Annotated in this window: 11 protein-coding genes; 7 read left to right on the top strand and 4 right to left on the bottom strand. The window is 75.6% G+C overall.

Features of this window, described 5'->3' with window-relative positions; translation table 11 throughout:
• Positions 1–23: 23 nt before the first annotated feature.
• Positions 24–1223 carry a cytochrome P450 gene (locus tag SM611_RS04695; protein ID WP_371947558.1) on the top strand — a complete coding sequence of 400 codons (1200 nt, stop codon included), beginning with the start codon at positions 24–26 and terminating at the stop codon, positions 1221–1223.
• A gap of 100 nt (positions 1224–1323) precedes the next feature.
• On the opposite strand, the gene SM611_RS04690 is transcribed toward SM611_RS04695, so the two are convergent.
• Positions 1324–2196, bottom strand: a complete 873-nt coding sequence (locus tag SM611_RS04690) for an alpha/beta fold hydrolase (protein ID WP_371947557.1) — start codon at positions 2194–2196, stop codon at positions 1324–1326.
• Positions 2197–2205: 9 nt separating this feature from the next.
• Complete coding sequence (locus SM611_RS04685) at positions 2206–3048, bottom strand: SAM-dependent methyltransferase (protein WP_371947556.1); 843 nt, start codon at positions 3046–3048, stop codon at positions 2206–2208.
• Positions 3049–3248: 200 nt separating this feature from the next.
• On the opposite strand from SM611_RS04685, the gene SM611_RS04680 reads away from it, so the two are divergent.
• Genes SM611_RS04680 through SM611_RS04670 form a run of 3 tightly spaced genes read left to right on the top strand, consistent with a single transcriptional unit; the run spans position 3249 to position 7374 of the window.
• Positions 3249–4667 (top strand): FAD-dependent oxidoreductase, encoded by a 1419-nt coding sequence (locus tag SM611_RS04680; protein WP_371947555.1) that lies wholly within the window; start codon positions 3249–3251, stop codon positions 4665–4667.
• Positions 4668–4682: 15 nt separating this feature from the next.
• A complete protein-coding gene (locus SM611_RS04675; protein ID WP_371947554.1) occupies positions 4683–7061 on the top strand; it encodes a type I polyketide synthase in 2379 nt (792 codons plus the stop codon).
• Between the two features lie 7 nt (positions 7062–7068).
• A complete protein-coding gene (locus tag SM611_RS04670; protein WP_371947553.1) occupies positions 7069–7374 on the top strand; it encodes an acyl carrier protein in 306 nt (101 codons plus the stop codon).
• A 62-nt stretch (positions 7375–7436) separates the two neighbouring features.
• Here the strand turns inward: SM611_RS04670 and SM611_RS04665 are convergent, their stop codons facing one another.
• Positions 7437–8978: an MFS transporter gene (locus SM611_RS04665; RefSeq protein WP_371947552.1), complete on the bottom strand. Its 1542-nt coding sequence runs from the start codon at positions 8976–8978 to the stop codon at positions 7437–7439.
• A gap of 112 nt (positions 8979–9090) precedes the next feature.
• Here SM611_RS04665 and SM611_RS04660 point away from each other — a divergent pair, with 112 nt between their 5' ends.
• Positions 9091–9924 carry a TetR/AcrR family transcriptional regulator C-terminal domain-containing protein gene (locus tag SM611_RS04660; RefSeq protein ID WP_371947551.1) on the top strand — a complete coding sequence of 278 codons (834 nt, stop codon included), beginning with the start codon at positions 9091–9093 and terminating at the stop codon, positions 9922–9924.
• Here the strand turns inward: SM611_RS04660 and SM611_RS04655 are convergent.
• Positions 9887–10906 (bottom strand): alpha/beta hydrolase, encoded by a 1020-nt coding sequence (locus SM611_RS04655; RefSeq protein WP_371947550.1) that lies wholly within the window; start codon positions 10904–10906, stop codon positions 9887–9889. The two genes, SM611_RS04660 and SM611_RS04655, sit on opposite strands and share 38 nt — an antisense overlap.
• A 211-nt stretch (positions 10907–11117) precedes the next feature.
• On the opposite strand from SM611_RS04655, the gene SM611_RS04650 reads away from it, so the two are divergent.
• Complete coding sequence (locus SM611_RS04650; RefSeq protein WP_371947549.1) at positions 11118–17927, top strand: type I polyketide synthase; 6810 nt, start codon at positions 11118–11120, stop codon at positions 17925–17927.
• Positions 17928–17940: 13 nt separating this feature from the next.
• Positions 17941–24360 carry an SDR family NAD(P)-dependent oxidoreductase gene (locus SM611_RS04645; protein WP_371947548.1) on the top strand — a complete coding sequence of 2140 codons (6420 nt, stop codon included), beginning with the start codon at positions 17941–17943 and terminating at the stop codon, positions 24358–24360.
• Positions 24361–24362 lie beyond the last annotated feature (2 nt).

The following is a 24362-nucleotide window of genomic DNA, read 5'->3' as shown; positions in this document are numbered from 1 at the left end:
GCCGTGTCCGTGACGCTGACCGCATGGAACCGCCGATCGCGTTCCCCCGTGACGCCCGTCCCGGCCCCTTCGACCCGCCCGAGATCCTGCGCGCCCTGCGAGAGAGGGCGCCGCTGGTCCCGATGCGGTTCGCCGACGGCCATCTGGGCTGGTTCGTGACGGGTCACTCGGCGGTGCGGGCCGTCCTGAGCGACCCCCGCTTCAGCGCCCGGCCGGAACGCCACCACCTGGTCGTGGACCTGCCCATGGCCAAGGCGTTCGCCGGCCGGCTGACGCTGAGCGTGTCGGGCATGTTCCACCTGCAGGATCCGCCCGAGCACACGCGGTACCGGCGCGCGCTCGCCGCCGAGTTCACCGTCCAGCGGATGAGGCGGCTCGAACCGGAGATCACCGAGATCGCGCGGACCTGCCTGGACGCCATGGCGGCCACCGGCCCGCCGGCCGACCTGGTGGAGGCGTTCGCCTTCCCGGTTCCGTCCCTGGTGATGTGCGAGCTGCTGGGGATCGCGCACGAGGACCGGGAGGACTTCCGCCGGGCCGTGGCCACGATGTCCCGCTGGAGCAGCGGCGTCGAGGAGACCCGCGACGCCCTGGACACGGTGCTCGGGTTCTTCCCGCCGCTGGTCCGGCACCGGCGCCGCGACCCCGGCGACGACCTGCTCAGCAGGCTGATGCGCGACGGCGACCTGACCGACGACGAGCTCGCCACGATCGGTTACATCCTGTTCGCGGGCGGGTTCGAGACGACGGCGAACATGCTGGCCCTCGGCACCTTCGCGCTGCTGGAGCACCCCGAGCAGAGGGAGCGGCTGCGCCGCGACCCGGAACTGGTCAACAACGCCGTCGAGGAACTGCTGCGCTACCTGACCATCGGCCACATCGGCCCGCAGCGCGCGGCGACCGAGGACGTCGAGATCGAAGGCGTCCTGATCAGGAAGGGCCAGGCGGTCATGGTGTCGCTGCCCGCCGCCAACCGCGACCCCGAGCATTTCCGAGACCCCGACGAATTCGATATCGGCAAGCCGGCCGGAGGCCATGTCGCGTTCGGCCACGGTGTGCACGGATGCCTGGGGCAGCAACTCGCCCGTGTCGTCATGCGGATCTCGTATCCGGCGCTCCTCGACCGTTTCCCGGATCTGCGTCTCGCGGTCCCGCGCGACGAGGTGCCTGCCAAAGAGGACACGATGGCCTACGGCGTCCACAGCCTCCCCGTCGAATGGTGACTCGCGGTCGAATGGTGACTCGCGCGGGCCGGTGAAGCCGCGATGCCGGCGTGCTTCCCGGCCGACGCGATTTACGCCGACGCGATTTACGCCGACGCGATTACGGAGCGACCTCGCGGGCCAGGTCGAGCAGGTCGTCCGCGAGCCGGTCCGGCTGCTCGCAGTGGAGGTGGTGGTCGCTGTCGGCGTACCACCGGATGCTCGGCCGGGCCAGCGCCGCCTCCGCGCTCGCCACCCACTCCCGCCACTGCCGCTCCCCGTACGGGGACTCGCGGCGCGTGGCGGGCAGCAGCATGACCGGGACGGTCACCGCCGGGTACCACCGGTGCGGATCGTCCTCCCACACGCTCTGGAGGATCGACGCGAAGTGGCGCGCCGACAGGCGCGGGGCGAGCACGCCGTCCGGGCCGGCGCGCATGCCGGCCAGGTGCGCCTCGATCGCGCCGTCCGTCCACCCCGGGTGGACGCCGCGCAGGCGGGCGCGCACCTCGGCGGGGGCGCCGCCGTTCGCCGTGAGGGAATGGGACAGCACGTCGCGCCAGCGCGTCAGGCGCTGGGGCATGACCGCCTCCACGTCGATCCAGCCGCCGTCGACCAGCGCGAGCGCGGCGGCCGGCCCGGGGCGCGCGGCGGCCAGCCGCAGCGAGATGCTCGCGCCCCACGAGTGACCGGCCACCACGGCGCCGGTCAGGCCGAGAGCGGCGGCGACCGCCGCGACGTCGGACGTGGCGGTGGCGGTGTCGTACCCGTCGTCGGGGGCGTCGGACGCGCCGTGGCCGCGCAGGTCGACCGCGTAGGACGGGTGGTCCGCCGCGGCGAGCCGTTCGGCGACCTCGTCCCATTCCCGGGCGTTCGACCCCATGCCGTGCACCAGGAGGAAGGCCGGGCGGCGCCCGCCCGGCCGGTGCCGCACCCGCAGGCGCACACCGTCGGCCACCTCGACGCGCAGGTCCCGGCAGCCGGCCTCGGCCATGGACATCGCTCAGGGCCGCCGCGCCGTGATCAGCACGTAGCCGAGCTCCGGCATGCGGGCGATCTTCTCCTGGTTGCCGATGAGCAGTTCGTACCCCTCGGTGCCGAGGATCTCGACGAACCGGTCGCGGCGGGAACGCAGGCCCGCGGCGAACGCGGCGTTCGTCGGGGACGTCTCCCTGGTGACGTCCCTGAAGTCCTCCGTGACGAGCCCGGCGCGGTCGAGCACGCCCTCGTACTCCTCCATGCGGGTCAGCGAGGCGTACACGGTGGTGTGGTAGGCGTTCGGGTCGCGCGCGCCGTCGGCGGGCTCCTTGTAGACCATGTCCGCGATGGCGATGCGGCCGCCGGGGCGGACGGCGCGGGCGACGCCCGACAGCACCTGGACCTTGTCCGGCATGTGCAGCATCGACTCCAGCGCCCAGGCGCGGTCGAACGACTCCGCCGCGTACGGCAGGTCCATGGCGTTGACCCGCTCGAAGGAGACCCGGTCGGCCAGCCCCTCGCGGCGGGCGCGTTCGTTGGCGCGCTCGACCTGGCGGGCGCTGACGGAGATCCCCACGACCTCGACCTCGCACGCCCGTGCGAGGTGCAGCGCCGGCGTCCCGTTGCCGCAGCCCACGTCGAGGACGCGGTCGCCCGGCCGCGGGTCCAGCCGCCGGATCATGTCGTCCGTCATCGCCCTGGCGGCCTCGTCGAAACTGCTCGTGTCGTTCTCGTCGCGCCACAGGCCGTAATGCAGATTGCCGTCCCAGAGCTCCGCCATCACGTCGAAAATGCCGTGATCGTAGTAGTACCCGATCGTGTTCGAGTCGGGCGGCCGGATCTCCTCGGCGATGACGATGGAGCGCATTTTCGTATGGTCTTCTGTCGTCATGCCTGCACGATCCTCCATATGTCGCGAAGCGACCACCCCTGACCACCCCTGTTGGGCCCCCTATTCGACCGGCCTCCATTCGAGAATTAGCCGGGCTTTAGCGGAGTGGGTGATATTGCTCGCGAACGTTTATGTCGGCGAAAGAGGCGTGGCATGGCGCAGAGGGAAGCAGGGGCATGAGCCGGCCCGCGCACGCGGTCGTGATGGGCGGCGGCCTCGCGGGAATGCTGGCGGCCCACGTGCTGGCGCGCCACGCCGGCTCGGTCACCGTGGTGGAGCGCGACGTCCTCCCCGACGGGCCCGGGCACCGCCGCGGCGTGCCGCAGGCGCACCACGCCCATCTGCTGTGGTCGAACGGGGCGCGCGTCATCGACGAGCTGCTGCCCGGCACGACGGACCGGCTGCTCGCCGCCGGCGCCCGCCGGATCGGCTTCCAGGGCGACCAGGTGACGCTGACGGTGCGAGGGTGGCAGCACCGCTTCCCGCCGACCCAGTTCGCCGTCCTGTGCACCCGCCCACTCCTGGACTGGGTCGTCCGCGAGCGGATCCTCGCGTCCGGCCGCGTCGAGCTGCGGCAGGGCGCCGAGGCGGCCGGACTGGCCGGAGACCGCGGCCGCGTCACCGGCGTCCAGGTCCGCGACAGCGGCCAGGGCGGCACCACCACGATCGACGCGGACCTGGTGGTGGACGCCTCCGGCCGCGGATCCGGCCTCCAGCACTGGCTGGCGGCCCTGGACGTCCCCCCGCCCGGGAAGGACGTCGTCGACGCGGGCATCGGATACGCCACCAGGCTCTTCGTGGCGCCGCCCGGCGCCACCGCCGCCTTTCCCGCCGTCAACGTCGGCGCGCCCCACGCCGCGAGCGAGCCCGGCCACTTCGGCGTGGTGTACCCCGTGGAGGGCGACCGCTGGCTCGTCACGCTGTCGTGCACCAGGGGCGGGACGCTGCCCGCCCGCGAGGACGAGTTCGAGGCGTTCGCGCGGCGCCGGCTGGGGCATCCGCTGGTCGCCGACCTCATCGCCTCGGCGGAGCCGCTGACCCCCGTGTTCCGCTCCCACTCGGGGGCCAACCGGCGGCTGTACCCCGAGCGGCACGAAGGCTGGCCCGACGGCCTCCTCGTCGTCGGCGACTCGCTGACCGCGTTCAACCCCGTCTACGGCCACGGGATGAGCGCCGCCGCGCGCTGCGCCGCCGCGCTGGACCGGGAACTAGCGGCGGGCGGCGACGTCCGGCGGGCGCAGGCGGCGATCAGCGCGGCGGTCGACGACCCGTGGGTCCTCGCCGCCTCCAAGGACGCCGGCTACGCGGGTTGCCGCATCGACGCGACCGACCCGCGGCTGGTGGGCGACCACACCGAGCACCAGCGCCGCTTCGCCGACTCCATCATCGACAGGTCGCTGGTCGCCCCCGGGGTCTGCGCGGTGGTGACCGACGTCATCAGCCTGTCCGCCGGGCAGGCCGAGCTGGGGTCCAGCGGCTTCCTGTCGCTGATGCACAAGGAGGAGCCCCGCCCGAGGCTGACCGGGCCGCCGCTGCGGCCCGAGGAACTCGACCTCGTGGGGCTCCCCGCCTACGAGAGCGTCCCGACCGCCTAGCCGGAGAGAGCCAGCATGGCGACCGAAGAAAAGCTCGTCGACTACCTGAAATGGACCACCGCCGAGCTGCACCGGGCCCGGCGGCGCCTGCGCGAGTACGAGTCCCGGGACCGGGAGCCGATCGCGGTCGTCGCGATGTCCTGCCGGTTCCCGGGAGGCGCGCGCACACCGGAGCGGTTGTGGCGGCTGGTCGCGGACGGCCGGGACGTCATCGGCGCGTTCCCCGCCGACCGCGGCTGGGACGTCGAGCGGCTCCGCTCGGCCGACGGCACGCTGCCCGACCGCGCCGGCGGCTTCGTCCATGACGCGCTCGACTTCGACGCGTCCTTCTTCGGCATGGGCCGGAGCGAGGCGGTCGCCACCGAGCCGCAGCAGCGGATTCTGCTGGAACTGGCCTGGGAGGCCGTCGAGGCCGCCGGCATCGACCCGCACGCGCTGCGCGGCAGCCGCACCGGCGTCTACACCGGGCTGACCACGCACGACTACATCACCGGCCTGGCCCGCTCGGACCGGGCGCCGGACGACGTCCTCGGCCACCTCGGCTCGGGCATCTCCGGCAGCCTCGCCTCCGGCCGGGTGTCGCGCCTGCTGGGCCTGGAGGGCCCGGCGCTGACGGTGGACACGGCCTGCTCGTCGTCCCTGGTCGCGATGCACCTCGCCTGCCAGGCACTGCGCCGGGACGAGTGCACGCTCGCGCTCGCCGGCGGCGCCACCGTCCTCGCGACCCCGGGCCTGTTCCTGGAGTACGCGGCGCAGCCCGGCATGCTCGCCCCCGACGGGCGCTGCAAGGCGTTCGCGGCGGCGGCCGACGGGATGGTGTGGGGCGAGGGCGCGGGACTGCTCGTCCTGGAGCGGCTGCCGGACGCCCTGCGCGAGGGCCGTCCCGTGCTGGCGGTGATCCGCGGTTCGGCCGTCAACCAGGACGGTGGCGGCGGCGGGCTCGCCGCCCCGCACGGCCCGACCCAGCAGCGGCTGATCCGCGAGGCGCTGACCGGCGCCGGCCTCGCCGCGGCGGACGTGGACGCCGTCGAGGCGCACGGCACCGGCACCGCCATGGGCGACCTGATCGAGGCGCAGGCGCTGCTGGCCGCCTACGGGACGGACCGCCCGCCGGACCGGCCGCTCCTGCTCGGCTCCGTCAAGTCCAACATCGGGCACACCCAGGCCGCCTCCGGGGTCGCCTCGGTGATCAAGATGGTGCTCGCGATGCGGCACGGGACCCTGCCGGCCACGCTGCACGTCGACCGGCCCAACCCGTACGTGGACTGGTCGGCGGGCGAGGTGGAGCTCCTCACCGAGCCCGCCGGGTGGAAGCGGGGCGAGCGGACGCGCAGGGCCGGAGTGTCGTCGTTCGGAGTCTCCGGCACCAACGCGCACCTGATCCTGGAAGAGCCCCCCGAGCCCGCGGAACGGGCCGGCGACGGCGGGCCGGTGTCCGTCCACCCGGTGCCGTGGGCCGTGTCGGCCCGGAGCGAGCGGGCGTTGCGGGCGCAGGCCGCCGCGCTGGCCGCGCACGTCACCGAGCACCCCGAGCTGCCGGTGGGCGACGTGGCCTGGTCGCTGGCGGCGACGAGGGCGGTCTTCGAGCACCGCGCGGTCGTCGTCGGCGACGACCGCGCGGAGCTGGTGGAGGGTCTGCGCTCGGTCGCCGCGGGACGGCCCGAGCCGCCCCCCGCCGGACGGACGGCCTGGGTGTTCGGCGGGGAGAGCCCCCGGCCGGGCGCCGGTGCGGAACTGTACGAGCGGTTCCCCGTGTTCGCCGGCGCCGTCGACGAGGTGCGCGCGATGCTCGACGTCCGCGACGGCCTTGAAGACGACCCGTCAGAGGCCGCCGGCCTGTTCGCGCTGCAGGTCGGGCTCGCCCGGCTGCTGGACGCGGCCGGGCTGCGGCCGGACATGGTGATCGGGCACGGGACCGGCGAGATCGCCGCCGCGCACGCCGTCGGAGTGGTCGGCCTGGCGGAGGCGTGCCGGCTGATCGCGGAGTCCGTCGGCGGAGACCCGGCGGAACCGGTCGCGGTTCCCGCCGCGGACCCGGCCGAGGCGGGCGTGCTGCTGGAACTCGGCCGCTGCCCGTCCCCGCCGTCCGGCGAGCCGGCCCCCCTGGCGCTGCCCGTGCTCGACGGCGAGCGGCCGGAGCCGCGGTCGCTGCTCCAGGCTCTCGCCCGGCTGCACGCCTTGGGCGCCGCCGTCGACTGGGCCGGGCTTCTCGGCGGCGAGCCGCCGCCCCGCACCGTCCCGCTGCCCACGTACGCGTTCCAGCGCGAGCGGTACTGGCTGTACGACCCCGTACCGGCGCCCCCGGACGGAGCGAGGCGAAAGGAGGACGCGGGACCCGACGACATCAACGCAATGGACCGCGAAACGGTAGTCGAGACGCGAAGGCAATGGTGATACCGACATGACCGACGAGGAACTGCGGCGCTCTTTCGCGAGCGGCGACGCGGCGCAGCGGGAGCGGCTGCTCCGGGAGACGATCCGGACCCAGGTGGCGGCGCTGCTGGCGCTGCGCACCGTCGAGGACGACGGCAACTTCCTGGAGCTCGGGCTGAACTCCCTGTCCGCGATCGAGCTGACCAAGAAGCTGATGACGATCACCGACATGGAGATCCCGCTGGTGACCATCGTCGACCATCCGACGCCGGCGCGGCTCGCGAGCCACCTCGCCGGAGAGCACTCCGGCGCCGGCGAGGGCCTCCCGCGCTAGCCCGCCGCACCACGGCGGAAGGGGCCGGCGCCAGTGCGGCGCCGGCCCCTTCCGCCGTGGAGTCAGGCCGAAGTGTCCACCTTCGTCTCGGTGGGCTCCTCGGCCGGGGGTGCGGCGACCGGGCGCAGCGCGATGAGCGCCACGACCGCCGCGACCAGCATGCCGATCGCGCCGACGACCGACGCGGACGACATGCCGTTGACGAAGGCGTCCTGCGCGACGCGGGCGAGCCCCGCGTCGCCGCTGGCCGCCGCGGCCGTCAGCGCCTCGCCGATGGAGTCGCGGGCCTTGCCGGTGACGCTCTCGGGCAGTTCGTCGGCGTAGAAGACGGTCAGCACCGTGCCGAGGACGGCCACGCTGAGCGCCTGGCCGGTCTGCGAGACGGTGTCGTTGATGGCCGAGCCGACGCCGGCCCGCTCCTTCGGGAGCGCGGACAGCAGCGTGTTGTACGCCGCGGGCCCGACCGTGCCGCTGCCGGCACCGGTGATCAGGAGCGCGGTGACCAGCTGCGGGTAGCCGTCGCCGGGCGACAGCATGGCCAGCAGCCCGAAGCCCGCCGCCAGCAGGACGAGCCCGGTCACGATGGTGGCCCGGACGCCGATCTTCTTGCTGAGCGGCACGCCGACGCCGTTGAAGACGATCACGGTGACGAGCAGCGGGATGAAGGCGACCCCGGTCTTCAGCGGGCTGTAGCCGAGGACGAACTGCATGTACTGGGTCAGCACGAGCATCAGCCCGCCGGCCGAGAACGCCACCAGCACGAGCGTCACGCTGGCACCGGTGAAGTTGCGGTCGCGGAACAGCGGCAGCGGGAGCATCGGCTCCTTGGCGGCGTGCTCGCGGAAGGCGAAGCCCGCCAGCGCGATGACCGCGACCGCGATCCCTCCCGTGGTCTCGACGGACGTCCAGCCGTCCCGCTGGGCGGAGATGATGCCGTAGACCAGGGCCGCCATGCCCAGCGTGGACAGGACGGCGCCGGGTATGTCGGGCCGGGTGGCGGGCCCGCGCGACTCGGGGATGATCAGCAGCGCGGCGACGACGCTCAGCGCGACGATGGGCAGGTTGATCAGGAACACCGAGCCCCACCAGAAGTGCTCCAGCAGGACGCCGCCGACGAGGGGCGCGCCCAGCGCGCCGACCATGAGCACCGAGCTCCAGATCGCGATGGCCTTCTTGCGCTCCTCGTCGTCGAAGACGGTGGTGAGGATCGACAGCGTCCCCGGCATGAGGAACGCCGCGCCCACGCCCATGAGCGCCCGGGCGCCGATGAGCTGGCCGGTCGTCTGGGCGTAGGCGGCGACGACCGAGGCGGCGCCGAACAGGACGAGCCCGATGACGAGGCAGCGCCGCCGGCCGTACCGGTCCGACAGCCCGCCCGCGGTGAGCAGGAGCCCGGCGAACACCAGGATGTAGGCGTCCAGGACCCACTGGATCCCGGACATGCTGGTGCCGAGGTCCTCGATCAGCGACGGGATCGCGACGTTCAGCACCATGTTGTCGATGACGACGACGATCAGGCTCAGGCAGAGGACGGCGAGGATCCACCACCGCCGCGGGTCGGGAGCCGGCTCTGCGGTTTCTGGTTCGGTTCGAGGGGACGACATCTGGTCTCTCCGCTCGTACGTTGTTTGATTCTCGCACACTGTACTATGAATCGCAGGGTGTGCGACAGCGGGTAGCCTGTAAAAGAGCCAGCGAGAGCGCTAAGGACGGGGAATGCCGCGAAACACCGATCCCATCGCCGTCTCCGTCTGGACCCGGCCGCCGCGCCGGGCGCGCCGGGGGCAGCCGCCGCTGAGCCGCGACCAGATCGTCGCCGCCGCGATCGAGCTGCTCGACGCCGAGGGAATGGACGGCCTGAGCATGCGCCGGCTCGGCGAGCGGCTGGGCGCCGGGGCGACCTCGTCCTACTGGTACGTGGCGAACAAGGACGAGCTGCTCGAACTCGCGGTCGACCAGGTCATGGGGGAGATGGACATCCCCGACCTCGCCGAGGCCGGCTGGCGGACCACCGCCAGGGCCTGCGCCGAGGAGTACCGGGCGGTGCTGCTGCGGCACCCCTGGGTGATCGGCCTGATGGGCGCCCGGCCCACCATCGGGCCCAACGCGATGCGGATGGGCGAGCGGATGATCGGGGCGCTGGCGGCGGCCGGGTTCACCGGGGTGGAGCTGGCCTTCGCCAGCGAGCTGCTGTCGTCCCACGCCGTCGGCTCGGCGACGATCGCGGCCGCGATGCACCAGGCCTCGGACCGCGCCGGCAAGCATCCGAACGAGCTCGTCGCCGAGCTGGACCCGTACCTGCGCGGCCTCCAGGACGAGTACCCCGGCTACATCGCCGTCTGGTACGCGACCAAGGGCATCGACATGGACAAGCTCCATGAGGACGGCTTCGGCTACGGGCTGGAGCGCCTCCTGGACGGGCTGGAGATAAGGCTGCACAGCCCCGACGACGCACTCGGCGCCCCGGAGCCGGACGGCATCCCAGGGGCGCACGGGACGTCCGTTTCCGCGCCTAGCGAGCCAGGGTCGAGCGGATCCAGCCGAGCATGACCGCGTCGGTCACCGGCGCCGTCGTCGACAGGGCGAGGTCGTGGCCGGTCTCCGGGATCATCCGGACGCTAAGGTGCGTCTCCGGCCGGTAGAACTGCGATTCGAACGCCAAAACGGTGGCCGGATCCGCGCAGTTGTACTCGGTGACGTTGACGCACTGGCCGCGGTCGCGCTGCCCGGACACCAGCAGCACCGGCGCCGTGAAGTCCATGGGGACCGGCAGCGCCGGCCCGGGGGTCAGCGTCCCCACGTCCTTGGCAGCCTCGTCGGCGGCGATCACGTCCGGCTCCGACGTCGCCGGGTCGTAGAAGAAACCGCGCGTGCCGGGCAGCGTCGTCACGTAGCCGGGGTCGAGGCCCGAGTCCGCGAACTTCGGGTCCTCCAGGGCCGGATGGATGATCTCCGCGCCTTCGGGATTGCCCGCGTGCAGCGAGCCGGTCAGGACCGCCGCGTCCACGTCGCGGTAGCGCGACAGCTCGTACCAGCCATGGAACGAGCCCTGGGAGTGCCCGACCCACACCACGCGGGAGAAGGCGTGGCCGTCGAGGGCGCCCGACCGGAGCGCGGTGATGGCGTCGTGCAGCGCGACGGCGCCCGCGGGCAGGTTGAGCTGGTCGCTCGGCGGGTGCGAGCTGCCGCCCTCGCCGATCCGGTCGACGTTGAACGTGGCGTATCCCGCGGCGGCCGCCGCCTTGACGTAGGAGTAGCGGTCGTTCCGGACCGGGAAGTCCCAGTACAGGTGGTTGTAGGTGAACCCGTGCACCAGCAGCTGCACCGTGGCGGGCCGCGCGGTGCCGGGGTAGCACAGCCGGCCCCACAGGGTCTGGTCGGCGGGCCCCGGGTCGGTGATGCGCACGTGGAGCTCGTGCGTCGAGCAGGTGAGGCCGGTGACGGCGGGCTCCGCCATCGCGACGTGCGCCGGTGCCGCCACGGCGAGCGGCGTTCCGCAGGCGAGCGCGAGCGCGGCGAGCGTTCGTTTCACGCGCGAAGGCTGAGGCATGGCAGGTCTCCTCGTCGGGATTCGCGGCGTCCGATGCTCGATGGTCCGCCCGTTCCGCCGCCGCGATAACCCTTAGCCCACCCCTAACTCCCGGCTCGGGGGCGCGCGCCGCGCACGTTTGGCGCGCCTTTAGCGGGCGGTCCGATGATGGCGGGCACCGAGAAAGAAGCGATGTCCCGCGCGGAGGACCTCAATGCCTGCCCAGGACCATGCGCCCATCGCGGTCATCGGCCTCGCCTGCAGGCTGCCGCACGCGCCCGACCCGGCGGCGTTCTGGCGGCTGCTGCGCGACGGCGAGGACGCGATCAGCACGATGCCCGCCGACCGCGGCCGGGCCTGGCCCGGCGGGTTCCTCGACGACGTGGCGTCCTTCGACGCCGAGTTCTTCGGCATCTCGCCGCGCGAGGCGCTGGCGATGGACCCCCAGCAGCGCCTCATGCTGGAGCTGACCTGGGAGGCGCTGGAGGACGCCGGCGTCCGCCCGCCGTCCCTGGCGGGCAGCGACACCGGCGTGTTCGTCGGCGCGATCTGGGCCGAGTACGCGGCGCTGCTGGCCCGCGCGGACCTCGACGGCAGCGCCCGCCACGCCATGACCGGCCTGCACCGCAGCATCATCGCCAACCGGGTCTCCTACCGGTACGACCTGCGCGGCCCGAGCCTGCACATCGACACCGCGCAGTCGTCGTCGCTGGTCGCCGTGCACGTCGCCGCCGAGAGCCTGCGCCGCGGCGAGTGCCCGCTCGCGCTGGCGGGCGGCGTCAACCTCATCCTCGGCGAGGACGGCATGGAGATGGCCGACCAGTTCGGCGGTCTGTCTCCGGACGGCCGGTGCCACACCTTTGACGCCCGCGCCAACGGCTTCGTCCGCGGCGAGGGCGGGGGAGTGGTCCTGCTCAAGCCGCTGGACGCGGCCGTCCGCGACGGCGATCCGGTGTACTGCGTGATCCTCGGCGGCGCCGTGAACAACGACGGGAGCACGGACGCGCTGACGGTGCCGAGTGCGGCGGCGCAGGAGAGCGTGCTGCGCGCGGCGTACCGGGCCGCCGTGGTGTCGCCGGAGGACGTCCAGTACGTCGAGCTGCACGGGAGCGGCACCCCGGTCGGCGACCCGGTGGAGGCGGCGGCGCTCGGCGCCGTCCTGGGCGCGGACCGTCCGGCCGGCGCCCCGCTGCCGGTGGGCTCGGTCAAGACGAACATCGGGCATCTCGAAGGCGCGGGCGGGATCGCCGGGCTCATCAAGACGGCGCTGAGCCTGCGGCACCGGCGGCTGCCGGCGAGCCTCAACTTCAGCACGCCGAACCCGGACATCCCCCTGGACCGGCTCGGGCTGCGCGTCCAGGCCGAGCCGTCCGGCTGGCCGCGCCCGGACCGGCCGCTGCTCGCCGGTGTCAGCTCCTTCGGCATGGGCGGGACCAACTGCCACCTCGTGCTCGGCCAGGCGCCGGAGCCGGCCGTCGAGGACGACCGCCCGGCGGCGACGCCGACCGCGGACGTCCCGTGGCCGCTGTCGGGCACGAGCCGGGCGGCGCTGGCCGCGCAGGCCGGGCGGCTCCGCCGGCACCTCGCCGAGCACCCGGACGCCGACGTCGCGGACGTCGGCTACTCGCTCGGCACGACGCGTTCCGCGTTCGCCCACCGGGCGGTGGTCTTCGGCGTGGACCTTGACGAGCGGCTCGACCGGCTCGCCTGCCTGGAGGAGGGGACCGGCGCGGAAGGGCTGGTCGAGGGCAGCGCGGCCGATGGCGGCGTCACCGTCCTCCTCGGCGGTGCCGGGAGCGGGCACGCGGAGATCGTCGACGACCTGTACGCGGTGCACCCGCGGTTCGCCCAGGCGCTGGACGAGGCGCGGGCGCTGCTCGGCCCCGGCCCCGGAGAGGCCGCCGCCGTGTTCGCGCTCGACGTGGCGCTGTACCGGCTGGTCGAGTCGTGGGGGATCGAGGCGGACACCCTGGTCGGGCACGCGGCCGGTGCGGCGGCGGCCGCCCACGTCGCCGGGGCGCTGTCGCTCGCCGACGCGTGCGCGCTCGTGACGGCGCAGGGACGCCTCGCCCAGGCGCCAGACGAGGACGCAGTGCCGGACGAGGACGCGGCGCTGGACGGGCTCCGGGACGTGGTCTCCGGAATGGCCGTGTCGGCTCCCGCCGTCCCTGTCGTGTCCGGAGCGACGGGGCGCCCGATCACCGTCGAGCAGCTCGGCTCCCCCGATCACTGGGCCGGGCAGGCCAGGGAGCCGGGACGGCTCATGGAAGGGGTCCGGTCCCTGGGCGGCGACGCCGGGACGTTCCTCGAACTCGGACCGGACACGCGGCTCGCCGCCGCCGTTGCCGAACTGTACGTGCGGGGTGCCGATCTCGCCTGGGACCAGGTGTTCGCGGGACGGCGATGCCGGCGGGTCGGCCTGCCGACCTATGCGTTCCAGCGCACCAGGTTCTGGCCCGGCACGGCGTCCCGCCCCGTCCCGGAACACGAGCCGGAACACAAGCCGTCGCCCCCGGAGGCCCCGGCGGCGCCGCCGGGGGACTCGCCGTTCGTCCAGCGCCTCGCCGCGCTGAACGACGCGGACCGCGAACAGGCGCTGCTGGAGACCGTGCGCGCGAGCGTCGCGGCCGTCCTGGGGCACGCCACGCCGGACGCCGTCGATCCGCGCCTGACCTTCAAGCAGCTCGGCTTCGACTCGATCGCGGGCACGGAGCTGTCCCGGCGACTCGGCGCCGAGACCGGGCTGGCGCTTCCCACGACGCTGACCTTCGACCATCCGACGCCTGCGGCCGTCGCCGACCATCTCCGCGACCGGGTCCTGCGCGCGCCCGCCGCCTCGCCGGGCGGGCGCGCCGCCCCGGACGCGAGCGGCGACCCGATCGTCATCGTGGGGATGGCGTGCCGGTATCCGGGCGGGGTGACGTCGCCGGAGGAGCTGTGGGACCTGGTGGACGGCCGGGTCGACGCGGTCGGCGCGTTCCCGGAGAACCGGGGCTGGGACCTCGCGGAGCTGTTCGACCCGGACCCCGGCCGGTCCGGACGCAGCTACGTCCGCGAGGGCGGCTTCCTGTACGACGCTGACCTGTTCGACGCGGGGTTCTTCGAGATCAGCCCGCGCGAGGCGGCGGCGATGGACCCGCAGCAGCGGCTGCTGCTGGAGACCGCGTGGCAGGCGTTCGAGCGGGCCGGCGTCGACGCGGCGTCGCTCCGGCGCAGCCCGACCGGCGTGTTCGTCGGCGCGACCACCCAGGATTACGGACCGCGCATGCACGAGGCGTCGCAGGACGCCGACGGCCAGCTGCTGACCGGCACGGCCCCCAGCGTGATGGCGGGCCGGCTCGCGTTCTCCTTCGGGCTGGAGGGCCCGGCGATGACGGTGGACACGGCGTGCTCGTCGTCGCTGGTGGCGATGCACCTGGCGTGCCAGTCGCTGCGGCAGGGGGAGTGCTCGCTGGCGCTGGCCGGCGGCGTGACGGTGATGGCCACGCCGGGCATGTTCGTGGAGTTCTCGCGGCAGCGCGGGGTGGCGCGGGACGGCCGGTGCAAGGCGTTCTCGGCGGCGGCTGACGGCACGGGCTGGGCCGAGGGCGTGGGCCTGGTCGTCCTGGAGCGGCTGTCGGACGCGCGGCGCAACGGGCATCGTGTGCTGGCCGTGGTCCGGGGCTCGGCGATCAATCAGGACGGGGCCAGCAACGGGCTGACCGCGCCGAACGGGCCTTCCCAGGAGCGCGTCATCCGCCGGGCGCTCGCCAATGCGGGCCTGTCCGCGTCCGACGTCGACGCGGTCGAGGCGCACGGCACCGGCACGACCCTGGGCGACCCGATCGAGGCGAACGCGCTGCTGGCCACTTACGGGCGCGATCGGCCGGCGGACCGGCCGGTGTGGCTGGGGACGGTCAAGTCGAACATCGGGCACACCCAGGCCGCGGCGGGCGTCGCCGGTGTGATCAAGATGGTGATGGCGCTGCGGCACGGCACGCTGCCCGCGACGCTGCACGTGGACGAGCCGTCCCCGCACGTGGACTGGTCGGCGGGCGAGGCGCGGCTGCTGACCGGGCCGGTGGACTGGCCGGACACCGGCCGCCCCCGCCGCGCCGCCGTCTCCTCCTTCGGCATCTCCGGCACCAACGCCCACCTCGTCCTGGAGCAGGCGCCGGAACGCGGCGGACCCGAGCCGTCCGCCCCGCTGTGGGTGCTGTCGGCGAAGTCGGCGCGGGCGCTGCGGGCGCAGGCGCGGCGGCTGGCCGAGCACGTCGCCGCCGCTCCCGGCGTGACGCCCGCCGAGGTGGGCTGGTCGCTGATCAGGACCCGCTCGGTGTTCGAGCACCGCGCGGCGGTGATCGGCGGGGACCGCCTCCGCCTGCTGGACGGCCTGGCCGCCCTGGCCGACGGCCGCCCGGACGTCGACGTCGTCACCGGCGTGGCGGGCGCGGGCGGCGCCCGGCCGGTGCTGGTGTTCCCCGGGCAGGGCTCGCAGTGGATCGGGATGGGCGCGGAGCTGCTGGAATGCTCCCCCGTCTTCGCGGCGCGCGTCGCCGACTGCGAGCGCGCGCTCGCCCCGTACGTGGACTGGTCGCTCGTCGAGGCGCTGCGCGGGGGCGACCTGTCGCGCGTCGACGTCGTCCAGCCGGCCCTGTGGGCGGTGATGGTCTCCCTCACGGCGGTGTGGGCGGAGTACGGCGTCACCCCGGCGGCCGTGATCGGGCACAGCCAGGGGGAGATCGCCGCCGCCTGCGTCGCCGGGGCGCTGACGATCGAGGACGCCGCCCGCGTCGTCGCGGTGCGCAGCCGTGCGCTGCGGCGGCTGTCCGGTCAGGGGGCGATGGCGTCGCTGCGGGCGAGCGAGGAGCAGACCGCCCGGCTGCTGGACCCGGCCGGCGACGTGACGGTGGCGGGCGTCAACGGCCCCGCGTCCACGGTCGTCTCGGGCCCGCCCGAGCAGGTGGCCGCGGTGGTGGCCGCCGCCGAGGAGCAGGGGCTGCGCGCCCGGACGATCGACGTGGACTACGCGTCCCACGGCCCGCAGGTCGATCGGATCGCGGACGGGCTGACCGAGGCCCTGGCCGGCGTCCGGCCCGCCGCCGCGCGGGTGCCCTTCTACTCGACCGTGACCGGCGGGCGGACCGGCGTCCCGCTCGACGCCGGCTACTGGGTCACCAACCTGCGCCGTCCCGTTCGCTTCGCCGCCACCGTCAAGGCCCTGCTGGACGACGGGCACCGCGTGTTCATCGAGGCCGCGCCCAACCCCGTCCTGACGCCGGGGATCGAGGAGTGCGCCGAGGAGGCGGGCGTGCGCGCCGCCGCGCTGGGCACGATCCGCCGCGACCAGGGCGGGCGGGACCAGCTCGTCCGGGCGCTCGCCAGGGCGTTCACCGCGGGCGTCGACGTCGACTGGACCCGCTGCTTCCCCGCCGATCCGCCGCCGCGCGTCGTCGACCTGCCCACGTACGCGTTCGAGCGGGAGCGGTACTGGCTGGCCCCGGAGCGCGAGGTCGTGGACGCCGCCGACCTCGGCCTCGGCTCGACCGGGCATCCCGTGCTGGGGGCGGCCGTCGAGCCCGCCGACGGCGACGGCCGCGTGCTCACCGGGCGCGTGTCACCGCGGCGGCAGTCCTGGCTCGCCGACCACGTCATCGCCGGCGCCCTCCTGGTGCCCGGCGCGGCGCAGGTGGAGTGGGCGCTGCGGGCCGCCGACGAGGCGGGCTGCTCCGGCGTCGACGAGTTCGTCCTGCGCGCGCCCCTGGCGGTCGCGGACCCGGGCGGCGTGAACGTCCAAGTCGTGGTCGGCGCGCCCGGCGGCGACGGCCGCCGCGAGGTGGGCGTGTACTCCCGCGCCGGCGCCGCCTGGACCTGCCACGCCACCGGCATGCTCGGCACCGCGTCCGCCGCACCGGGCGAGCCGCCGGCGGCGTGGCCGCCGCCCGGAGCCGAGCCGGTGGACCTCACCGGCTTCTACGCCCGGGCGGACGCCGCGGGCTACGGCTACGGTCCCGCCTTCCAGGGCCTCCGGGCGATGTGGCGGGACGGCTCCGAGGCTTACGCCGAGATCGATCTCCCGGAGGCCGCCGCCGTCCGCGACGGCTTCGGCGTCCACCCGGCGCTCCTGGACGCCGTGCTGCACCCGCTGCTGGAGGGCGGGCTGGACGGCGGCGGGGTCTGGCTCCCGTTCATCTGGAACGACGTCGCCCTCCACGCCGTGGGCGCCACCTCGGTCCGTGTGCGGCTGTCGGCGCTCGGCGGCGATCTCGACCAGGGCGTCCGGCTGACCGTCACCGACCCGGACGGCGGCCCCGTGCTGGACGCCGAGGTCGTCCTACGCAGGGCCGACGAGGACCGGCTGCGCGCCGCGGCCGAGCAGGAGCGGGCGGACCAGGACGGCGCCGGGAACGGCGGTCGGAACGGCGGCCGGAACGGCGGCGGGAACGGCGGCGCGGCCCGGCGGCGTCCGGTCGCGTCCTCCGGCGACGGGCGGGACGCGGGCCTCGCCGACCGGCTCGCCGCGCTCGCCGAGGAGGAGCGGCGCCGCATGGTGCTCGACCTGGTGCAGGGCCACTCCGCCGCCGTGCTGGGCTACGCAGACCCCGCCGAGGTGCGGCCCGACGCCACGTTCACCGAGCTGGGCCTCGCCTCGGTGATGGCCGTCGAGCTGCGCGACCGGCTCGTCTCGGCCACCGGAATCGCGCTCCCCGCCGCGCTGGTCTTCGGGCACCCGACCCCGCGGGACGTGGCGGGCGAGCTGCTGCGCCGCGTCGCCGACGGCGGCGCCGGGACGCGGACGGGCCGCCGCGCCGTCGGCCCGATCCTGGGCGAGCTGGCGAGGCTGGAGTCCAGCCTCTCCGGCGCCGACGTCGGCGAGAGCGACGCGGGCACCGTCACGGCCCGCCTGGAGCAGCTCCTGGAGACGTGGAAGCAGGCGCGGCGGTCCGCGGACGAGGACGACGACGGCGCGGCGGACCGGCTTCGGTCTGCGTCGTCGGCCGAGCAGGTCCTGGACTTCATCGACAACGAGCTCGGAGTCTCCTGAATGGTGATGCCCCATGGCGAATGAGGAGCAGCTGGTCGACTACCTGAAGCGGGTCGCGGCGGATCTGCACGAGACCCGCCGGCGCCTGCGGCAGGTGGAGGAGCGGTCGGCCGAGCCGATCGCCGTGGTGGGCATGGCGTGCCGCTTCCCGGGCGGCGTCGACTCTCCCGAGGCGCTGTGGCGGCTGGTCGCCGGCGGCGGCGACGCGCTCACCGAGTTCCCGGCCGACCGCGGCTGGGACCTCGACGCGCTCTTCCACGCCGACCCCGACCACCACGGGACCAGCTACCTGCGGCGCGGCGGCTTCATGCACGACGCCGACCGGTTCGACGCCGAGTTCTTCGGGCTGAGCCCGCGTGAGGCGCTGATGATGGACCCGCAGCAGCGCGTGATGCTGGAGACGTCCTGGGAGCTGTTCGAGCGCGCCGGGATCGACCCCGCCACCCTGCGCGGCACCAGGACGGGCGTGTACGCGGGCATGTCCGGTGAGGACTACGTGTCCGGGCAGGCCCGCATCCCCGAGGGCCTGGAGGGGCACGCCACCACGGGCCGCAGCACCAGCGTCGTCTCCGGGCGCGTCGCCTACACGTTCGGCCTGGAGGGCCCGGCGGTCACCATCGACACCGCCTGCTCGGCGTCCCTGGTGGCCCTGCACCTCGCCTGCCAGGCGCTGCGCGGCGACGACTGCACGCTGGCCCTGGCGGGCGGGGTGCTGGTGCTGTCCACCCCGGCCCTGTTCACCGAGTTCTCCCGGCAGCGCGGGCTCGCGCCCGACGGCCGCTGCAAGCCGTTCGCCGCGGACGCGGACGGGACGGTCTTCGCCGAGGGCGCCGGCCTGCTGCTCCTGGAGCGGCTCTCGGACGCGCGCCGCAACGGCCGGCGGGTCCTGGCGGTGATCCGCGGCTCGGCGGTGAACCAGGACGGCGCGAGCAACGGGCTGACCGCCCCCAATGACCTCGCGCAGGAGGAGGTGATCCGGCACGCGCTGGCGAACGCGGGCCTGACCGCCGCCGACGTGGACGCGGTGGAGGCGCACGGGACCGGCACCCGGCTGGGCGACCCGATCGAGGCGCAGGCGCTGCTGGCCGCCTACGGGCGGGACCGCCCGCCGGTGAGGCCGCTGTGGCTGCGGTCGGTCAAGGCCAACATCGGGCACACCGTCGCGGCGGCGGGCTCCGCCGGCGTGATCACCATGGTGATGGCGATGCGGGCGGGCACGCTGCCCGCCGCGCTGCACGCCGCCGAGCCGACCCCGTACGTCGACTGGGACACCGGCGCCGTCCGGCTGCTCACCGAGGACACGCCGTGGCCGGACGCGGACCGTCCGCGCCGCGCCGCCGTCTCCTCGTTCGCGATCTCCGGGACGAACGCGCACCTGATCCTGGAGGAGGCCCCGGCGGAGCCGGAGCCCGCGCCCCCGGCCGCGGAGCCGCCGGTCGTCCCGTGGGCGGTGTCGGCCCGCAGCGCCGCGGCGCTGCGGGCCCAGGCGCGCCGGCTGGCGGACTTCCTGGCGGACGGCTCCGCGGGTGCGACGGCGGCCGAGGTGGGCTGGTCGCTCGCGACGACCCGCTCGGCGTTCGAGCACCGCGCCGTGATCGTCGGGGACGACAGGCCGGCCGCGCTGGCGGCCCTGGCGGACGGCGAGGCGCACCCCGGCGTCGTGGCGGGCCGCACCGTGGGCTCGGACCCGGTGCTGGTGTTCCCCGGCCAGGGCTCCCAGTGGGCTGGCATGGGCGCCGAGCTTCTGGAGTCCTCGCCGGTGTTCGCGGACCGTATCGCCGAGTGCGAGCGGGCCCTCGCCCCGCACGTGGACTGGTCCCTGACCGAGGTGCTGCGCGGCGACGGCGGCGAACTCGACCGCGTCGACGTGGTGCAGCCGGCGCTGTGGGCGGTGATGGTCGGCCTCGCCGCCGTGTGGGAGCACCACGGCGTCCGGCCCGCCGCGGTGGTGGGCCACAGCCAGGGCGAGATCGCCGCGGCCTGCGTCGCCGGGGCGCTGTCGACCGAGGACGCCGCGCGGGTCGTCGCCGTCCGCGCCAGGGCACTGCGGCGGCTGGCCGGGGAGGGCGCGATGGCGTCGATCGGCGCGGGCGCCGAGGAGGTCGAGCGGCTGCTCGCCGGCGCGGGGGACGTCACGGTCGCCGCCGCCAACGGCCCGCGCTCCACCGTCGTGTCCGGCGGGCCGGAGCACGTGGCCGCCGTCGTGGAGGCGGCGGAGCGGCAGGGGCTGCGGGCCCGCCTGATCGACGTGGACTACGCCTCCCACGGCCCCCAGGTCGACCGCATCGCCGGGGAGCTGACCGAGGCGCTGGCCGGCATCGCTCCGAAGAGCACCGGCGTGGCGTTCTACTCGGCCGTCACCGGCGCCCGCGCCGACGGCGCCTCCCTCGACGCCGCGTACTGGGTGACCAACCTGCGCCGTCCCGTCCGCTTCGCCGGCGCCGTCCAGGCGCTGCTGGACGACGGCTACCGCGTGTTCGTCGAGGCCGCCCCGCACCCGGTCCTGGCGGTGGGGCTGGCGGAGTCGTTCGAGGCGGCCGGCGTCGACGCCGCCGCCGTGCCGACGCTGCGCCGGGACGAGGGCGGCCCCGCCCGGGTCGCCCGCTCCCTCGGCGAGGCGTACGCCGCCGGGGCGCCCGTGGACTGGGCCGCCTGGTTCCCGGCCGACCCGCCGCCCCGCACCGCCGACCTGCCGACCTACGCCTTCCAGCGCACCCGGTACTGGCTGGCCGACCGGGCCGGGACGCAGGCCGGGGCCGGATCGGGGATCGGGGCGGGGACCGGGTCGGGCCATCCGGTGCTGCCGGTGTCGGTCGCGCTCGCCGACGGCGGGCTGATGCTCGGCGGCGGCCTGTCGGCGTCCGGCGGCGGCTGGGCCTCCCAGCACGCGGTCGCGGGCGCCGCGCTGGTGCCCGGCGCGGCGCTGGCGGAATGGACGCTGCGCGCGGCCGACGAGGCCGGCTGCGCGACGGTGGAGGAGCTGACGCTCCGCGAGCCGGCGTTCCTCCCGGGGACGCGCACCCTGCACGTCCAGGTGCTCGTGGACGCCCCCGGCGACGACGGCCGCCGGGAGGTGCGCGTCTACACCGGGCCCGACGCCGACGCCGGGCCCGGCGGCTGGACCCATCACGCGACCGGCGTCCTCGCCCCGGAACCGCGCGAGCACGCCGGGGAGGGGCAGTGGCCGCCCCCCGGCGCCGAGCCCGTGCCCGTCGACGACTTCTACGACCGCGCCGCGGCGGCGGGCTACGACTACGGCCCGGCCTTCCGCGGCCTGCGCGCGGTCTGGCGGCGGGGGCCGGACCTGCTGGCCGAGGCGAGCCTGCCGGAGGCCGCCGGAGGCGCCGAGGGGTTCGGCGTCCATCCCGCCCTGCTGGACGCGGCGCTGCAACCGCTCCTGCTCGACGGCCCCCTCGACTCCGGCGCGCTCCGGCTGCCGTTCGCCTGGTCCGGCGTCCGCCTGCACTCGGTCGGCGCCACGTCGGTCCGCGTCCGGATCTCGCCGTCCGGGGGGCCCGGCGACGGCGTGCGGGTCCGCGTCTCCGACCCGGCGGGCGCGCCGGTGCTGACCGTCGAGTCGCTCGTGCTCCGCCCGGCCGGCGCCGAAAGGCTGAGGCGCGTCCCCGACGGGCTGTTCGCGGTGGAGTGGACGCCGCAGCCGGAACCGTCCGGCGCCCCGGGCGAGGAGACCTGGGTGGAGCTGGACGCGATGGACCTCGACGCGATGGACCGGGACGCGGCCGTCCCCTCAGCCGCCGTCGCACGCCTCGACACCTCCGGCGGGCGGGCTGCTCCAGAGCGGGCGCTCGGCGTCGTCCAGGACTGGCTGGCCGAACCGCGGCTGTCCGGCTCCCGGCTGGTGCTGGTGACGCGGGGCGCGGTCGCCGCCGACGACCCCGACCTGGGCGGGGCGGCGGTGTGGGGGCTGGTCCGCAGCGCGCAGTCGGAGAACCCCGGGCGGTTCGTCCTGCTCGACGTCGAGGACGACGCCGACGTCGACCGGGGCGTCCGGCAGGCCCTCGCGGCGGACGAACCGCAGGCGGCGGTGCGCGGTGGCCGGCTGCTCGTGCCGCGCATGACCCCGGCGGCCGAGCCGGCGGAGCTCGCCGTCCCGGCGGGGGAGCGGGCGTGGCGGCTGGCCGAGGGCGCGGACGCGACGCTCGACGGCATCGCGGCCGTGCCGTGCCCCGAGGTGCTGGAACCGCTGGGGCCCGGCCAGGTGCGGGTCGAGGTGCACGCCGCCGGGATCAACTTCAAGGACGTCCTGATCGGGCTCGGCATGGACCCGGACACGGGCCTCGGGAGCGAGGGCGCCGGAGTGGTGCTCGACGCCGGCCCCGGCGTGACCGGCCTGGCGCCCGGCGACCGGGTGATGGGCCTGTTCGGCGGCGCGTTCGGCCCCGTCGCGGTCGCCGACGCCCGGACCCTCGCACCGGTCCCCGCCGGATGGGACCTCCGGCACGCGGCGGCCGCGCCCGTGGCGTACCTGACCGCCTGGTACGGCCTCACGGACCTGGCCGGGCTGCGGCCGGGCGAGCGCGTCCTGATCCACGCGGCCACCGGCGGAGTCGGCATGGCGGCGGTGCGGATCGCGCGCCATATCGGCGCGGAGGTGTACGCGACGGCCGGCCCCGGCAAGCACGACGTCCTCGCGGAGAACGGGATCGACGCGCCGCACCGGGCGTCGTCCCGCGACACCGGCTTCGAGGAGTCCTTCCGCCGGGCGACCGGCGGCGACGGCGTCGACGTGGTCCTCAACAGCCTGACCGGCGACATCACCGACGCCTCGCTGCGGCTCCTGCGGCGGGGCGGCCGGTTCGTCGAGATGGGCAAGACCGACGTCCGCGACCCCGCCGCCCTCCCGGAGATCTCCTACACGGCGTTCCAGCTCCTCGACCACGCCGGGCCCGACCGGATCGCCGAGATGCTCGCCGACCTCGCCGGGCTGTTCGCCGACGGGACGCTGCCGCCGCTCCCCGTACGGGCGTGGCCGCTCGGCCGGGCCCGCGAGGCGTTCCGGTACATGAGCCAGGCACGGCACACGGGCAAGCTCGTCCTGGACGTGCCGCCCCCCGCGAACCCCGATGGCACCGTCATCATCACCGGCGGCACCGGCACGATCGGCTCGGCGGTGGCCGAGCACCTGGCGCGGACCCGGCAGGCAGGCCGGCTGCTGCTGGCGGGCCGGCGCGGACCGGACGCGCCCGGCGCGTCCGAGCTGATCGCGCGGCTGGGCGAGCTGGGCGTCGAGGCGCGCGCCGTCGCGGCCGACGTCGCCGACCCGGACGCGGTGCGGGAACTGGTCGGCGGCGTCGATCCGGCGCATCCGCTGACCGGCGTCGTGCACGCGGCCGGGGCGCTCGACGACGCGCTGGTGCGGTCGCTGACGCCCGGCCACCTCGCGCGGGTGTGGGCGGCCAAGGCGGACGGGGCGCACCACCTGCATCGGGCCACGGCCCACCTGCGGCTCGGCATGTTCGCGGTCTTCTCCTCCTTCGCCGGGACGCTCGGCACGCTCGCGCAGGCGAACTACGCCGCGGCCAACGCCTACCTCGACGCCCTCGCCGCCCACCGGCGGGCGGCCGGGCTGCCCGGCCTGTCGATCGCGTGGGGGCTGTGGGCGGAGATCAGCGGGCTCACCGGCAGGCTGACCGAGGCCGACCTGGCGCGCTTCGGCCGGTTCGGGATCACGGCGCTCCCGACCGACGAGGGCCTCGCCCTGTTCGACGCCGCGCGCCGCGACGGGCGTCCCGCCCTGGTGGCGCTCGGCTTCGACGCGGGCGCGCTGGCCGGGCGGCCCGTCCGGGAGCTGCCCGCGCCGCTGCGCGGTCTCGCGGTGCCCGCCGCGCGTCCCGCCCGCCGTGCCGCGGCGCGGACCGGACGGCCGGACGACTGGCCGGCGCGGCTGCGGGGCATGGCCCCACCCGAGCGGCGCAGGGCGGTGCTGAGACTCGTCCGCGCCAACGCGGCGACCGTCCTGGGCCACGACGACCCGGGGGCGGTGCCGGTGGACGCGTCGTTCAAGTCCCTCGGGTTCGACTCCCTCACCGCCGTCGAGCTGCGCAACCGGCTGGCCGCCGCGACGGGGCTGACGCTGCACTCCGCGCTCGCCTTCGACCACCCGGAGGTCGCGGTGCTCGCCGACCACCTGCTGGAGCGGCTCGCCCCCGGCGACGGGGACGCGGCGGGCGCCCCGGCCGGGGACGCCGCCGGGCCGCTCGACGAGGTGGCGCGCCTGGAGCGCGTCCTCGCGGCGGCCCGCGACGTCGACGCCGGCGCGGTCACCGCGCGGCTGGAGGCGCTGCTGGCCCGCTGGAAGGAGAGCCGGGCCGGCGACGGCGACGGCGACGGCGGGCGCGACGCGGCGGACCGGCTGCGCGCCGCCGACGCGGGCCAGATCCTCGAGTTCATCGACAACGAGCTGGGCGTGTGATC

Source organism: Actinomadura monticuli (assembly GCF_041463655.1).
Lineage (GTDB): Bacteria > Actinomycetota > Actinomycetes > Streptosporangiales > Streptosporangiaceae > Spirillospora > Spirillospora monticuli.
The sequence above is the reverse complement of the archived record's forward strand: the minus strand, read 5'-3'. Positions and strand labels throughout refer to the sequence as shown.